This is a genomic window from Arthrobacter sp. SAFR-179 (genome assembly GCF_059414945.1).
Genome location: NZ_JBPFDM010000007.1, coordinates 78,256 through 92,804, shown reverse-complemented (window position 1 = coordinate 92,804; position 14,549 = coordinate 78,256). Strand labels below are relative to the sequence as shown.

Here is a 14,549-nt window from a genome sequence, read left to right as displayed (position 1 = left end):
CATGACCACCTCGCACAAACGCAATGAGCTCCCTGAAGACGCGCAGCAGCCGCACCCGGATCACGACCGCGGCCTTGAATTCGACCTGTCGACCCTGATGAGCCGCCGCTCCCTCGGCATGTTCCTTGGTGCCGGCGGCGCCGCCGTCGCTCTCGCTGCCTGCAGCCCCGGCGGATCAACCACGGCTGCGCCGTCAACCGCGGACCGAACCACGACAGCGACTTCCGCCGCGTCGGCGCCGGCTACGGCATCGTCGTCCGCCACGTCCACCCCCACCATCACCCGCGCCATTGCCGAGTGCGGCGTGGAGATTCCCCAGGAAACGGCGGGACCGTACCCGGGCGACGGCTCCAACGGTCCCAACGTGCTGGAAGCCTCCGGCGTGGTGCGGCAGGACATCACCTCGAGCTTCGGTTCGGCGTCAGCTAAAGCGGTGGGTGTCCCGTTGACCTTCACCCTTACTGTGCTGGACAACGCCAACGGCTGCACACCGCTGGCCGGCGCCGCGGTCTACGCCTGGCACTGCGACCGCGACGGCAAGTACTCGATGTACGACTCCAGCCTCAGGAACGAAAACTACCTGCGCGGCGTCCAGGAGGCAAACGCCAACGGCCAGGTCACCTTCACGTCCATCTTCCCCGGTGCCTACGCCGGACGGTGGCCGCACATCCACTTCGAAGTGTTCGAATCCATGAACAACGCCACCGCCGCCGGCCAGGTGCTCGCCGTTTCGCAGATTGCCCTGACCAAAGCGGCCTGTGACGACGTGTACGCAACCGCAGGATACGAAAAGAGCGTCACCAACATGACCCGGACCACGTTGCAGTCAGACAACGTGTTTGGGGACGACGGAGGCATCTACCAGCTGGCCACCATGACCGGCTCCGCCGCGGCGGGCTACACAGCGGCACTTAACGTGACCATTTAGGAGCAGGATCAAACTCTCAGTACTCGCCCTTGATCACAAAGTACGAACCGCGGATGGTGCCCGCCAGCTTGGACTTCTGCCGTGCGAACTTGAAGCTGGAAGCGAGCTCGTCCGGAACATCCATGCCGTCGGAGAGCTTGAACCCGACAGCGCGCTTGCCCCCGTCCTCGAGGGCGTACATAACGTTGATGGACAGCCCGGACTCGTAGAACACGTACGCCATCCGCAGCCCGTCCACTTCGAATGAGGAAACCTCAAGCGGCTTGGAGGCAATCACCAGGTTGCGCTCCGTGGACAGGATGTTGTTCACGTAGCCGACCACATCGGGAGCGTCTCCGGCCGGGGTGACGGTGAAGTCGTGGTCGTACTTGTTCTTGTAGTAGCGGGCCTCATTGGCCCGCAGCCCGGCCAAGGCATCAGCCACCGGTGACGATTCCAGGCCAACGGTGGAGACGTTCTTGAAATCAACGGTGTACGGCACGAGTCCTCCTGGGAAAGGGTCTTTCGCCCATCCTCGCAGACCCATGCCGCCAACCGCAGATTGCCGCCGGTCTACTTGTCCGTGTGCCTGCCGGTGAGTTTGTCCAGGATCCGGTCCACCATGCCCACCCCTGGTCCCACGGTCTTGTGGAACAGCTCGGAATGAGGTGCACTCGGGTGCGGCCTGGTGGGCGCCAGCTTCTTGGCCCTCTCCACCTTTTCGCCGATGTCGACGAGTTTTTCACGGGGGATGTGAAGGCGGAGCTTCGGGAACTGTTCGGTCTCCTCGTCGTTGGCATGGTGGCTCAGCTGTGCCTCAAGCTCATTGACCAGGTCCATGAAGCCGGCCTCCGAAGGTTCCACCTTCTCCAGCCGCTTCATCAGCTCGACGATCTCCTGGTGCTCCTTCTTGTCATGTTCCACTTCGTCGTGACCGTCGGGCACGTGGTCCTCAACGGCCGGGTAGACGTACATTTCCTCGGCCACGGCGTGGCGCATGACCTCCGCGATCAGGGTGTCCGCCAGGTCCCTGCGCTGCGTTTCATCGGTGGTGCCCTTGATTTGCCCGATCAGCGCGATCATGTCCCGGTGGTCGCTGGTCAGGATGTCCACGACGTCCACGTTTCCGGCGGAATTGGTATCACTCATGAGCCGGCGCTCCTTCTGGATAGTTCCGATGTGCGGCGTAAGACGGTCAAAGTATCACGCGGCAACAGTGCGATCCAGAGGTGGAATCCCCCTATAGCTGCCTAAAGGAACGGGCAGTTAACGCACTCCCACCAGATGACGAATCAGGTCCCTCCACAATCCGGCACTGTCCACTTGGCGGTGGATGACGGTTCCCCATTCAGCAGCGATCCCGGTTGGTCCGGGGCCTGGCCCAAACGGCACCAGGACATTGTCACCCAGGGTCAGGGTGCTGCCCAACTGCACGAACGGCGGGACGTCAAGCAGCCGCTCCGCCAGCCAGGAACCAACCCGTGATGCGGCAGCAAGCTCGTTCTTCACCGCATCCACCGCGACAGTCATCTGCGTGTATTCCTCGTACGGGACCCGGACCAGGGGCATCCCTGAGGCCGCCACCTCCGCGGCTGAGGCGGCGTCAGTGTCCGAGTTGTATTCGCCGCGTTCCGCGTCGGCCAGGGTGCCGCCCACCCATACCAGTGCTGCCTTTTCCGTGAGCGCCGGGTCCAGCCGCAGCGCTGCGGCGACGTTGGTCAGTGGTCCGCCACAAAGAATCGTCGTCCGCTCAAAACGGCCGGACATCTCCACAATTGCCCGCGCCGCAGCGCTGACCTGGTTCCCGCCGGTCCCGGGCGCTTCCGCGCCCACGATCACCCGGACGTCCTTGATCCCCATCAGCTCCAGGAGTTGCCCGGCGAGCTCAGCACCTTGGCTGGCTGTGGTGAGGGGGTCAGCACCGGCTACTTCGGCCAGTCCCGGGTCCAGAGGGGAGGTGGTCACCATGACTGTCACATCCGGACTGCACCGTAAAAGAATGTGCGCCAGGGCCACGAGCCCGTCCGGATCGCCGCCGAAGTCGTTGTCCACGACCAGCAGCTCCGCCGGACCCGCCACGGCTATGCCCCCGCCGGGACGGCCAGGGCGGCAGGGGCGCTGAAACTGTGAGTGCCGCCCTCAACTGCGTGCCGCTCACCATCCGGAAGGACGACGTCGGCCGCCACCCCGTCAGGGACTGTCGCCTCGAGCCGGAACGTGCCGCCGTCGTGCTTCCATTCCACGCGGACCTCGCCGTGCGGGGTCTCCAGGGACGTCGTGGCCCAGTCGATGCCGGCGCCCGGCTGCGGGGCGATGAGCACCTTGGCGTAGCCCGGTGCCAGCGGCCGGATGCCGCCGATGGCCTTGTGCATCCAGTCCGCCACCGCACCCAGGGCGTAGTGGTTGAAGCTGGTCATCTCGCCCGGGTTGATGGTGCCGTCCGGCAGCATCGAGTCCCAGCGTTCCCAGACGGTGGTGGCACCCATGGTTACGGGGTACAGCCAGGACGGGCAGCCCTCCTCGAGCAGCAGCCGGTACGCCTCGTCCACGTGCCCGGTGTCCGTGAGGGCATGGGTGATGAACGGCGTCCCGGCGAACCCGGTGGATACGCGGTAGTTGTTGTCCCGGACCAGCTCGGCGAGGCGGTTGCCGGCGAACTCCCGCAGCTCCGGCGTCAGCAGGATGTCGAAGGCGATGGCCAGGGCGTAGACGGTGGTGCAGTCGCTGCGGATGGTGCCGTCGGCCGCCACGTAGTGCTCGGCGAAGGACGCACGCACCCGGGCGGCGAGCGCCTCAAAGTAGGCTTCGTCGTCGTGCTTTCCCAGCAGGGCTGCCGCCTGTGCGGTGATTCGTGCGGTCCGGTACATGCAGGCCGTGGCCACCACTCCGGTGTCCGCCTTGGCCGCCCAGGGCTGGTCCGGCGCGGCGTCCGGGTCCAGCCAGTCGCCGAACTGGAAGCCTGAGTCCCACAGTCCGGAGGTTGACAGCAGCCCCTCCACCCGGCGGGTGTGCGAGGCCATCGAGTCGAACTGGTTCCGCAGCACGCCCAGGTCACCGTAGGCCTCCCACAGCGCCCAGGGCACCCAGACCGAGGCTTCACTCCAGAGCGCTGAGGACTCCGGTGCCGGGAATTCGGCCGGCTGGGGGCAGTACTTGAGGGCATCCGGCACGGTGATGGGGACCAGGCCGTCCTGCGCCTTCTGTTCCGCGGCGAGGTCCAGCAGCCAGTCCTGCAGGAAGTCCTTGACGTCGTAGAGGTAGGCGGCGGTGGGGGCGAACACGGCAATGTCGCCGGTCCAGCCGAGCCGCTCGTCGCGCTGCGGGCAGTCCGTGGGCAGGTCCAGGAAGTTGCCCCGCAGCCCCCAGACGATGTTGCGGTGCAGCTGGTTCACCAGTTCGTTGGAGCACTCGAACGTGCCGGTGCGCTCCAGGTCGGAGTGGACCACCACGGCCTCCAGAACATCCTCCGTGAGCTCCCCTGGCCAGCCGGTGATTTCGGCGTAGCGGAAGCCGTGGAAGGTCTTGGTCGGTTCGAAGGAGTCCTCGCCGCCGGAGAGGATGAACGTGTCCGCCGCCTTGGCCGAACGCAGCGGCCGGACACCCAGCTCGCCGTCTTCCAGGACCTCGGCGTGCCGCACGGTGATGGCCTGCCCGGCCTCGCCCTGCACCGTGAACCGCAGCCAGCCCACCAGGTTCTGGCCGAAATCCACCAGCGTCTTCCCGGAGGGTGAGGTGAAGATTTCCACGGGACGCACGACGCCGGCACGCACCACGGGCGGCCCCACCGGCTCAGCCAGCCTGCCGCCGTCGAACGCCAGCTCCCGGACGCCAGTCCAGTCAGTGCCGGGTGAGAATCCGGGCTCCGCCCAGTCCTTCTGGCGGCGCCGGGCGTCGATGGTCTGGCCATCGTAGAGGTCGTTGAAGGTGGTGGCGGAGGGGCCTGCCTGCCAGCTGGTGTCCGAGGCGATGGACTGGATGTGCCCGTCGTCGAACTCGATGTCCAGCTGCCCAAAGAAGCCCAGCTCGTTGCCGTACAGGTTGGACATGCCATGCCAGGCAAGCCGCCCGCGGTACCAGCCGTTGCCCAGTTCCACCCCAATCACCGTGGCGGGCCCCACCAGGGCAGTGACGTCGTAGCTGCGGTAGCGGAGCCGCCACTCGTAGGAGCTCCAGCCCGGGCTCAAGACGTCCTCAGCCACCGGGGATCCGTTGATGAACGCCTCGTAGACGCCGAATGCGGTGGCACGGAGCGTGGCCTTCGCAATGCCGCCGTGCCCCTGTTCAAGCGTGAACTCCTTCCGGAGCAGCGGGGCGCCGTCGAAGTCGCTTTCGGGGGTGATCATCGCGGCCTGCCAGGGGGTGGAGGTCATGGGGAAAGGGTTCCGTTCTGGTGGAAGCTGGTCAAAGGCTGGTGGTGGATGGGCTGTCAGGCGTAGTGGCAGGCGACGTCGGACGCACCCACCCGCCGCAGGGCGGGCCGCTCCGTGGCGCACAGTTCGGTGGCCAGGGGGCAGCGGAGCCGGAAGGGGCACCCGCCGGGCCCGGGGACCGCGGCTGCCCCGGTGCGGACGCCCAGCGATTCGCGGGCTTCCCTGCGTTCCGCCTGTTCCGCCGGCCGGGGCACCGGGGATGCGGCCACGAGGGCCTGCGTGAAGGGGTGCTTCGGGTTTTCCGTGACCGCGGCGGCAGGTCCGCTTTCCATGACCTGCCCGCGGTAGAGCACCACCACGCGCTGGGCCAGGAACTGCACCACGGCGATGTCGTGGGCGATGAAGAGGTAGCTGAGGCCCCGTTCATCGCGGAGGTCGGCCAGGAGGTTGAGCACCTGCGCCTGGGTGGACAGGTCAAGGGCGCTGACGGCCTCGTCGCAGACCACCAGTTGGGGGTCGCAGATCAGGGCGCGGGCCAAGGAGATGCGCTGGCGCTGGCCGCCGGAGAACTGGCTGGGGTACCGGTCCACGGCCTCGCGCGGAAGTCCCACGCGTTCCAGCATGTCCCCGGCCCTGGTGCGCGCCTCCGCTGCGGACACCCCGCGGAGGCGCAGCGGCTCGGCCAGGGACGTGCTGATGGTGTTGCGCGGGTTAAGGGAGGAATTGGGGTCCTGGAAGACCGCCCGCAGTTCCCCGCCCAGGGCGCGGCGCTGGGCTGCCCCAGCGGAGGTGATGTCCTTGCCCTGGTAGGTGATGGACCCACCGGAGACCTTCTGCAGCCCAAGGATGGCCTTGCCGATGGTGGACTTTCCGGAACCGGACTCCCCCACCAGGCCCACCGTCTCACCGGGGGCAATGCTGAAGCTGACGCGGTCGACGGCGGCCGGTGCGGCGGCTGCCTTCCGGCCCCTGCCGTAGCGGACCACCAGCTCCTTGACCTCAAGGATGGGGGTGGTGGCGGCGGGCGGCGTGGAACCGCGGCGTTCGGTGACTGTGGTGCTCATGCCGGGTCCTTTTCAACGATGGTGTTCAGAGTGCGCAGGTTCTGTCTGGGAGTGACCTGCAGGGCGCGGGAGGCGGGCACGTCCGTGGCCAGCCAGTCCATGCCCTCGACGGCCAGCTGGTCCGCCTTGACACACCGCACCAGTCCTTCGCCGGTACCGGAGGGCAGCAGCGGGACGGGCTCCAGGCAGGCGGAGCCGGCGAACTGGCAGCGGGCGGCGAAGCGGCAGCCGGACGGCCAGTCCTTGGGCTGCGGCACCTGTCCGCTGATGGTGGCCAGCCGCTCGGGCATGTCGTCCGCATGGTTGGCGTGCGGGTCGGCGGCCAGGAGGGCCAGGGTGTAGGGGTGGCGGGGGTGGTCCAGGACGGCCCGGGTGCTGCCGTTTTCCACCACCTGGCCGGCGTACATCACGGCCACCTGGTCGCAGATGTCCGCCACCACGCCGAGGTCGTGGGTGACCATCACCACGGACATGCCGGTGTCCTTCACCAGGCTCCGGAGCAGGGACAGGATCTCGGCCTGGACCGTGACGTCCAGCGCGGTCGTGGGTTCGTCCGCCACCAGCAGTTTCGGCTGTCCGGAGAGCGCCAGGGCAATGGCCACGCGCTGTGCCATGCCGCCGCTGATCTGGTGCGGGTAAGTCTTCAGGATCCGGGCGGCGTCCACGATGCCCACCTTTTCCAGCAGGCTCTGCGCCTCCTTGCGTGCCTCGGCCCGGTTCATGCCACGGAGCCGGCGGATGGTGGCGGTCAGCTGGTAGCCCACGGTGAACATGGGATCCAGGGCCCGCATGGGTTCCTGGCTGATCAGGGCGATCTCGCGGCCGCGGACGGCTTCCATGTCCCTGTCCGCCACCGCCGCCAGGTTCCTCCCGTTCCAGAGGATCTGGCCGCCGGTGACGCTGACGCCCGAGGGAAGCAGGCCTAGGAGGGACAGCGCGGTCATGGTCTTGCCGCAACCGGACTCCCCCACCAGGCCAAGGACGGTGCCGGGCTGGACCTCGAAGGAGACGTCGGTGACCAGGCGGACGCCGTTGCCTGCACCTGCACTGTCGACGCCGACGGACAGGTTGCGGACGCTGAGCGTGCCTTCCGGGGCAGCGCTGTGGGAGGCTCCGTCCCCTGCAGCCTGGTCTTCTGGTTTCGGCGCCGCCGCGGCGATGGCGGCGACGGCCTCGGCGCGCTGCCGCCGCGCCGCAGCGGAGGGCAGGTGCGGGGCGGCGGCGTTGGGTGCCTTGCCCAGGGCGTTGCCGATGGCGTTGGCGGACAGCACGGTCAGCGCCAGCACGGCACCGGTGGGCACCATCATCCAGGGGGCGTCATAGACGTGCTGGGAAGCACCTTGGATCATGCCGCCCCAGCTGGGCTGCGGGATGGGCGGCCCGAATCCGATGAACGCCAGGCCGGCCTGGATGAGCATGCCGACGGCGAAGATGAGCGCGGCCTGGACCACGATGGTGTTGGCCAGCCCGGGCAGGACGTGGCGGAAGCTGATCTGCAGCGGGCCCACGCCGTCCACTTTTGCTGCATCCACATAGAGCTGGGACTGCAGGGACTTGGCCTGGCCCAGGATCACGCGGTAGATGCCTGCGGACATCAGGATGCCCAGGATGGCCATGACCACCGGGATGTTGGTTCCCACGGCGCCAATGACGGCCAGGATGATCACGGTTCCCGGCAGGGACATCATGATTTCGGTGACCCTGCTGATCACGGCTTCGGTCCGCGTGCCGGCTCCGGCGGCGAGCATGGCCAGGACAGTCCCAAGCCCGACGCCGACAATCACCGTGAGCATCGACGTCCCCAGGGTTCCGGCGGCAGCGGCGAAGATGCGGCTGAGGATGTCCCGGCCCAGTTCGTCGGTGCCCAGCCAATGGGCGGCGGTGGGGCCGGAAAGGACCGCGGTGAAATCCTGGTCCTCGGTCTTGAAGGGCAGCCAGAGCGGAGCGGTCAGTGATGCGATGACGATGGCCGCGAGCCAGACCAGTCCGGCCACGGCGCCCGGTGAGGTGAACAGCCGGTGCCGGGAGAATTTGGTGATAGCCGCTTTGCCGGCATTGCGCGCGGGCGTTCCTGCCGGCGTCGTAGTTCCTGCCTGGTCCGCGTCGGCGGGGGCCGGGGCAACTGTTGGGATCATGAGGCACGCAACTTCGGGTCGAGGAACTTGGTGGCCAGCTCCAGCACCAGGTTGACGGCGACCACCACCACGGTGGCGATCACCACCACGCCCTGGACGGCGGGAGCGTCGTGGGTGCTGACGGAGGTCTGGACGGCCTGGCCCAGTCCGGGCATGGCGAACAGCTGCTCCGCGATGACGGAACCGCCGAACAGGCCGATGAACTGCAGCGCGATGCCGGCCACGATGGGCAGGCTGGCGTAGCGCAGGGCGTGGACGTAGAGGATCTTCCAGGTGGGGGTGGCGGTGGCGCGCAGCGTGCGGATGTGTTCCTGCTGCAGCGCCTCCAGCATGGAGGCCCGGGTCTGGCGGGCGATGAAGGCCGCGCCGCCCACGGCGAGGGTGATCACCGGCAGCGCCAGGGACAGGGCCCAGTCCTGCGGTGAGACCTCGAACGGCACGTAGCCGGTGGCCGGGAAGATGGAGGACTGAACGGCGAACAGGTACACGAAGATCACGCCCACCCAGAACGCCGGCAGGGCAACGAGGAGGCCCACGAAGCCGCCGATCACCTGGTCCAGCAGGCCGCCGCGGACAGCGGCGGTAACGCCCAAGGCGATGCCCAGGACTGCACTGAGGACGGTGGCTCCGGCAGCAAGGGAGGCCGTAACCGGCAGGCGGCTGGCAAGGTCTGCGCTGACCGATCGGCCGTCGATGAGGGAGATGCCAAGGTCGCCCTGGACCGCTGACCCGAGCCAGCTGAAGAATTGCGTGAACAGCGGATCGTTCCAGCCCAGGCGCTGGTTGACCTCGTCGATGGCTTCCTGGGAGGCGCCGGCGCCGAGGGAAATGGCCCCCGGGCTGCCCGGCATGGCGTGCACCAGCAGGAATGCCAGCACCGCAACCACCAGCACGGTGGCCAGCGCCATCAGCAGGCGCTTAGTGATGAATAGTGCCATGGTGACCTCCATCGGTCATGTGCCGTCGCGCCGGGCCCTCCTGTTGGAGGGCCCGGCGGGATGGAACGTGGTGTTAGCTGGCCGGGGTGTAGGACGACAGGAGCGGGTAGGCGTTAGTGCCGGCGAACTTCACCTGGGCAACCTTTTTGGTGTTGTAGCCCTGGTTGGTCAGCGCCTCGTACAGCGGGATCATCCAGCCAGACTCCACCAGCCGGGTGTTCAGCTTGGTGGCGGCTGCTTTGACGGCTGCGTCATCCTTGGCTGCGGCCAGCTCACCGGTGGCGGCGCTCAGCTGGTCGTCGGTGGCCTTCTGGACGTTGGTGAAGCCGTTCAGGATGGCCCCGTACATCACACCCACGGGGTTGTCCCAGTTCAGCGGCGCGTAGCCCAGCGGCGTGGTGGCGACGGCGGCGAACGCTTCGTCTGTGGAGGCGGCCATCTTCACGTTCATGGTGATGCCGACGGCGGCAAGGTCCTTCTGGACGGCCTGCAGGTCCGTCTGTGTTTGGGCGCCGGCAATGATGGTGAACTCAAAGCCGTTCGGGTAGCCGGCCTCGGCGAGCAGGCTCTTGGCCTTCTCCGGGCTGTACGCAAACTTGTTCTCGAGGTCCTTGGTGAAGCCGGCCGAATCCTTGGGCAGCGCGTTCCAGGCGGGAATGTCTCCCTTGTGCAGGGCGTCCACCAGGGCCTTGCGGTTGATGGCGTACTGGATGGCCTGGCGGACCTTTTCCTGGCCGAACGCCGGAGCGGTCTTGCCGGTCTTGTCGAAGGAGATCATGGTGTTGACGGTGCCGCCGATCTGGGACACTCCAACGCCCTTGGACTTGGCGAAGTCAACCGTGTTGGAGGTCAGCATGGCGACGTCGGCCTGGCCGGAAACCAGGGCGTTGGCCCGGGCCTGGGGATCCAGGACCACGCTGAACACAACCTTCTTGAAGGCGTATTTGGAAGCATCCGGGCTCTTGTCGTTCTTGACCAGGACGTATTTGTTGCCCTTCACGGTGGAGGGGTCCAGGGTGTACGGGCCGGAACCGTCGGGTGTGGCGGCCAGGGTTGAAGTGTCAGTGACGCCGTTCTTGCCCACGATCATGCCCGTGGTGGAGGCCAGGTTTTTCTCGAATCCGGGCTGCGGTTTGGCGAAGGTCAACGCCACCTGGGTGGGGCTGACAACGTCCACTGACATGATTTCCTGCGCCCCGCCCTTGGCGACGGCGGAATAGGCACTCAGGGCAGGGTCGGACCGGCGGTCCAGGTTGGCCTTAACCAGGTCGGCGTCGAGCTTGGAGCCGTCCGTGAATGTCACGCCGTCCTTCAAGGTCAGCGTCAGGACCGTGTTGTCCGCGTTGTAGCTGAACTCCTTGGCCAGGCCAGGGCCGGCGGAGCCGTCCGGCTGGAGCGTCATCAGGCTGTCGTAGAGGCCTTCGAAGAACTGGCGCTGCGCTGCGGAGACGCGCAGCGGGTCGAAGCCGAAGGAGGCCGAATCACTGTCGATGGCCAGGGTCAGGCTGCTGGTGTCGGCCTTGGCGGCGGCCTGGCTGGACCCGCCGCCGCAGGCGGCCAGGGAGCCCACCAACAGGGCACCGGTCAGGACGGCAGCGCTGCCGCGTGCGGTGGTGGTCAGGAGTTTCATGTGGTGCGCCTTCGCATTCTTCTATGACTGCAACGGAAAGGAAAACAGTGGGGCCGGAGGTGCCCGGCTCCCTTCCAGAATCGGCCGCGGCCGCCTGCACCAAACATGACAATGTCATTGATTGAAAAAGTATTGTGGCGGCGGTCACGCGGGCCGACAGGATGGATGCAGGGCAGCGAAGCCTGGGACGCCTTCACGCGTCCATCACGAAAGGAACCCCATGACCAACCCGTTCCCCCGCGACTTCCTTTGGGGCGTGGCCACCGCAGGCCACCAGGTGGAAGGCAACAATGTCAACAGCGATACCTGGTTCCTGGAGCACCTGCCCGGGACCATCTTCGCGGAGCCGTCCGGCGATGCGGTGGACCACTACCACCGCTACCGGGAGGACGTCGCCCTGATCGCCGGGCTGGGCTTCACCAGCTACCGCTTCTCCATTGAGTGGGCCCGGGTTGAGCCGGAGAAAGGCCACTTCTCGGTGGCCGAACTGGACCACTACAAGCGGGTGCTGGAGGCGTGCCACGAGCACGGCCTTACCCCGGTGGTCACCTTCCACCACTTCACCTCACCGCGCTGGCTGCTTCAGATGGGCGGCTGGGAGGGCCAGGAGACCCCTGACCTTTTCGCCCGTTACTGCGCCCGGGTGATGGCGCACCTGGGCCACCTGATCGGCGTCGCCTGCACCCTGAACGAACCCAACCTTCCCTGGCTGCTGGAGTCCTTCGGCATCGGCGGGGAAGCACCGGAGAACCGGGGTTCGGTGCCCATGTGGGCGGCCGCCGCGGAGCGCCTGGGCGTCGACGCCAGCACTGTTGCCCCGTTCCAGTTCTGCTCCACTGAGGCGGGCTTCCAGGTGAAGGTGGCGGCACACCGGGCCGCCACGGCAGCCATCAAGGCGCACCGCCCGGACCTGCAGGTGGGCTGGACGCTGGCAAATTCGGACATCCAGTCCATCGCCGGCGGTGAGGAAATTGCCGGCCGGGTGCGCCGCGACGTCAACGAACGCTTCCTGGAGGCTTCCCGCGGCGATGACTTCGTGGGCATCCAGACCTACGGGCGCACCGTATACGGCCCGGATGGGCATACCCCTTCCCCTGGCGGCGTTCCCACCAACCAGATGGGTGAAGAGATTTACCCGCAGGCCCTGGAAGCGACCATCCGGGAGGCGCACCGGATCGCCGGCATCCCCGTCATGGTCACCGAGAACGGCCTTGCCACGGAGGATGACACCCAGCGGGTGGACTACCTGAAGGCAGCGGTCGACGGCGTTGCCTCCTGCCTTGCCGACGGCATCGACGTGCGTGGGTACATCGCCTGGACGGCGTTCGACAACTTCGAGTGGATCTTCGGCTACCGGCCCAAGTTCGGCCTGATCGCGGTCGACCGCTCCACGCAGGAGCGGATCCCGAAGGAAAGCGCACGCTGGCTGGGCAGCCTGGCACGGCAGCAGAGCCTGGCGGAAGCGCCGCAGCCTGCCTAGAAGCAGCCGGTGGCCCGGACTTCCCTGTGGAGTCCGGGCCTTTCCCATTTCCGGCTACCTGGGGTTGCGTTGGCTAGGCTGGGACCCGCCGTACCTTTCACGGCACCAGAAGATTCGGGGGATCTGTGGCGCACTTGACCATGTGGGGCTTGGTCCAGTGGGGGAGGGCATACTTTGCCCTTCAGGCGGTCGCCGGCTGTCTCTGGTGGACCGCTGTGTTCCTGTCGCCCGCGGTACGCCGGGCTACGCTCGGGGACCTGGACTCCGTCCTGGTTGCGGCCTTCGACGTCCCCCTGTTTGTCATTGCCTCCGCAGCCGCCGCCCTCTGCGGCCGGACTGCCGCCGCCAGGATTGCCGCCGTCGTCAGCACTGCGTGGACTGTTGCCGTCGCCGTGGCGCTGGCCGCCTATGCAACTGTCACGACGCAGGCGGGCTTGGGGGTGATGGCGATGATGGCCGCAGCGGGGGGTTCCGTTGCCGCGCTCTGCATCCTCGTGCAGGGATACATACCCACCGAGTGGATCATCAGGGGCCCGTTCGCATTCCGCCCCGCCCGCAGCCGACGAAACCCCGGATTCCATATGGCCCGGACGTTCGGGCAGATCGTCGCGTTCTGGGGCTTCTTCCTTGGATTGGTTCCGCCCTGCCTGGCCTTCCTCGAACAGCGCTGGGGCCTGGCCCTCGGGTTCCCCCCGGGCACGATGCCCGTGGGCATCGCCATCCTCGTCCTGGCCAGCGCGCTCGGGATCTGGTCGGCGGCAGTGATGTCAACGCTGGGTGATGGCACGCCGCTGCCCTCCGCGATGCCCAACCGGTTGGTCATCGCCGGGCCCTACCGCTGGATCCGCAATCCTATGGCTGTTGCGGGCATCGCCCAGGGGGCTGCCGTGGGCCTGATCCTGCAGTCATGGCTCGTCGTCGGCTACGCAGTCCTCGGCTCACTGGTGTGGAACTACGCCGTACGGCCCCTTGAAGAAGCGGACCTCATGGAGCGGTTCGGCGACGACTTCCGGCAGTACCGGCGGGCGGTCCGCTGCTGGATTCCCAGACTTCCCAGAGCCCGCCGAGCGCCCTAATCGGCGGCCGGTTCGCGGATCACCAGCACCGGGCAGTGCGCATGGTGGATGGTTTGGTGGGAGACGGAACCGAGGAGCATCCCGGTGAAGCCGCCATGGCCGCGGGAGCCGACTGCCACCAGGTCGGCGTCGCGGGAGGCGTCAATGAGTGCCGCTGCCGGGTTCCCCTCCACGAGCTTGCCCGTTGTGGGCACGCCCTGGTCCTTGACGCGTTCCAGCTCCGCCTCCAGCATGGCCTGCGCGTCCTTTTGGAAGATTTCATAGTCCCAGGCGGTGCCGAGCGCATCACTGACGTAGGGAAAGCTCCACGCCGCCAACGCCTGGACCTCGCCCTTGCGGAGCCTGGACTCCTCAATCGCCCAGTCCATTGCCGCCCTGGATTGCTCGGAGCCGTCCACGCCCACCACAATCCTGAAGCTTCCGATACCGGCCACGGTTTTCCTTTTCCTGGTGCGCTATCTGATGCGGGCTAGCCCTGGCTTGTCGACGTACCCTGTGCCGGCACGGCCACCGTGGAATGCCCGGGTTTGGCGGCCTGGTGCGGATTTCCGGCTTCCCTGGCGCAGTGCAGGCAACAGTAGATGCCTGCTTCGCTTTCAACAGGGTGGCCCAGGATCCGGCAGCCACAGTGCTCACATGCGGGAGCCATCATGTGGATGGCGCATTCGAAGCTGTCGAACGTGCCTGTCTGGTTTCCCATACTGATGGTGAACATGCGGCCATCGCTGCTGCCGCAGACATCACATGCACCCATGGTCTTCTCCTCCTGTGAACCCGCCTGCTCCAACACTTCAGTGGACCTCCTTCAGGGGGCGCACGCCTAGGGGCGAAGGTCCCCGGCGGGCATGGGCCAATTTGGGGCAGAGATTTCTCGAATCCCTGCCCATCCAGGGTGGCGGCCGTTCCGAACCCCATACGTAGTACTGCAACCAAGGCGAGGACGGGTGCA

Annotated in this window: 13 protein-coding genes; 3 read left to right on the top strand and 10 right to left on the bottom strand. The window is 67.0% G+C overall.

Translation table 11 applies throughout. The features are described from left to right. The first annotated feature begins 1 nt into the window (after window position 1). Entirely contained in the window at window positions 2–928 is a 927-nt protein-coding gene (locus ACR65K_RS12825) for an intradiol ring-cleavage dioxygenase (RefSeq protein ID WP_440153195.1), read from the top strand. Window positions 929–944: 16 nt separating this feature from the next. Here ACR65K_RS12825 and ACR65K_RS12820 read toward each other — a convergent pair whose 3' ends face one another. The 8 genes from ACR65K_RS12820 to ACR65K_RS12785 all read right to left on the bottom strand — a co-directional run bounded on the left by ACR65K_RS12820 (window position 945) and on the right by ACR65K_RS12785 (window position 11,044). Then, complete coding sequence (locus ACR65K_RS12820; RefSeq protein ID WP_440153193.1) at window positions 945–1,409, bottom strand: DUF8821 family protein; 465 nt, start codon at window positions 1,407–1,409, stop codon at window positions 945–947. Between the two features lie 71 nt (window positions 1,410–1,480). Continuing rightward, on the bottom strand, window positions 1,481–2,056 hold the full coding sequence (locus ACR65K_RS12815; protein WP_440153192.1) for a hemerythrin domain-containing protein: 576 nt from the start codon (window positions 2,054–2,056) through the stop codon (window positions 1,481–1,483). Between the two features lie 117 nt (window positions 2,057–2,173). Further along, window positions 2,174–2,986 carry a nucleoside hydrolase gene (locus tag ACR65K_RS12810; RefSeq protein ID WP_440153191.1) on the bottom strand — a complete coding sequence of 271 codons (813 nt, stop codon included), beginning with the start codon at window positions 2,984–2,986 and terminating at the stop codon, window positions 2,174–2,176. 2 nt (window positions 2,987–2,988) lie between these two features. Then, on the bottom strand, window positions 2,989–5,277 hold the full coding sequence (locus ACR65K_RS12805) for a family 78 glycoside hydrolase catalytic domain (protein WP_440153190.1): 2,289 nt from the start codon (window positions 5,275–5,277) through the stop codon (window positions 2,989–2,991). A gap of 56 nt (window positions 5,278–5,333) precedes the next feature. Further along, window positions 5,334–6,341 carry an oligopeptide/dipeptide ABC transporter ATP-binding protein gene (locus tag ACR65K_RS12800; RefSeq protein WP_440153189.1) on the bottom strand — a complete coding sequence of 336 codons (1,008 nt, stop codon included), beginning with the start codon at window positions 6,339–6,341 and terminating at the stop codon, window positions 5,334–5,336. Beyond that, complete coding sequence (locus ACR65K_RS12795; RefSeq protein WP_440153188.1) at window positions 6,338–8,476, bottom strand: dipeptide/oligopeptide/nickel ABC transporter permease/ATP-binding protein; 2,139 nt, start codon at window positions 8,474–8,476, stop codon at window positions 6,338–6,340. Before ACR65K_RS12795 ends, ACR65K_RS12800 begins: the two co-directional genes overlap by 4 nt. Further along, entirely contained in the window at window positions 8,473–9,426 is a 954-nt protein-coding gene (locus tag ACR65K_RS12790) for an ABC transporter permease (protein WP_056337816.1), read from the bottom strand. The genes ACR65K_RS12795 and ACR65K_RS12790 overlap by 4 nt, the downstream gene beginning before the upstream one ends. A gap of 61 nt (window positions 9,427–9,487) precedes the next feature. After that, a complete protein-coding gene (locus ACR65K_RS12785) occupies window positions 9,488–11,044 on the bottom strand; it encodes an ABC transporter substrate-binding protein (RefSeq protein ID WP_440153186.1) in 1,557 nt (518 codons plus the stop codon). Between the two features lie 220 nt (window positions 11,045–11,264). Between ACR65K_RS12785 and ACR65K_RS12780 the strand changes: the two genes are divergently transcribed. Then, window positions 11,265–12,524 (top strand): glycoside hydrolase family 1 protein, encoded by a 1,260-nt coding sequence (locus tag ACR65K_RS12780; RefSeq protein ID WP_440153184.1) that lies wholly within the window; start codon window positions 11,265–11,267, stop codon window positions 12,522–12,524. A gap of 140 nt (window positions 12,525–12,664) precedes the next feature. Continuing rightward, a complete protein-coding gene (locus ACR65K_RS12775; protein ID WP_440153307.1) occupies window positions 12,665–13,600 on the top strand; it encodes a methyltransferase family protein in 936 nt (311 codons plus the stop codon). Here ACR65K_RS12775 and ACR65K_RS12770 read toward each other — a convergent pair. Then, window positions 13,597–14,034: a universal stress protein gene (locus tag ACR65K_RS12770; RefSeq protein ID WP_440153182.1), complete on the bottom strand. Its 438-nt coding sequence runs from the start codon at window positions 14,032–14,034 to the stop codon at window positions 13,597–13,599. The genes ACR65K_RS12775 and ACR65K_RS12770 overlap by 4 nt on opposite strands. Window positions 14,035–14,069: 35 nt before the next feature. Next, window positions 14,070–14,390, bottom strand: coding sequence for a metallothionein (locus ACR65K_RS12765; protein ID WP_440153181.1), 321 nt, complete (start codon window positions 14,388–14,390; stop codon window positions 14,070–14,072). Window positions 14,391–14,549 lie beyond the last annotated feature (159 nt).

Coding starts and splice junctions, on each gene's coding strand:
- ACR65K_RS12825 (WP_440153195.1), top strand. CDS start 2: ATGACCACCTCGCACAAACGCAATGAGCTCCCTGAAGACGCGCAGCAG.
- ACR65K_RS12815 (WP_440153192.1), bottom strand. CDS start 2,056: ATGAGTGATACCAATTCCGCCGGAAACGTGGACGTCGTGGACATCCTG.
- ACR65K_RS12805 (WP_440153190.1), bottom strand. CDS start 5,277: ATGACCTCCACCCCCTGGCAGGCCGCGATGATCACCCCCGAAAGCGAC.
- ACR65K_RS12800 (WP_440153189.1), bottom strand. CDS start 6,341: ATGAGCACCACAGTCACCGAACGCCGCGGTTCCACGCCGCCCGCCGCC.
- ACR65K_RS12795 (WP_440153188.1), bottom strand. CDS start 8,476: ATGATCCCAACAGTTGCCCCGGCCCCCGCCGACGCGGACCAGGCAGGA.
- ACR65K_RS12790 (WP_056337816.1), bottom strand. CDS start 9,426: ATGGAGGTCACCATGGCACTATTCATCACTAAGCGCCTGCTGATGGCG.
- ACR65K_RS12785 (WP_440153186.1), bottom strand. CDS start 11,044: ATGAAACTCCTGACCACCACCGCACGCGGCAGCGCTGCCGTCCTGACC.
- ACR65K_RS12780 (WP_440153184.1), top strand. CDS start 11,265: ATGACCAACCCGTTCCCCCGCGACTTCCTTTGGGGCGTGGCCACCGCA.
- ACR65K_RS12775 (WP_440153307.1), top strand. CDS start 12,665: ATGTGGGGCTTGGTCCAGTGGGGGAGGGCATACTTTGCCCTTCAGGCG.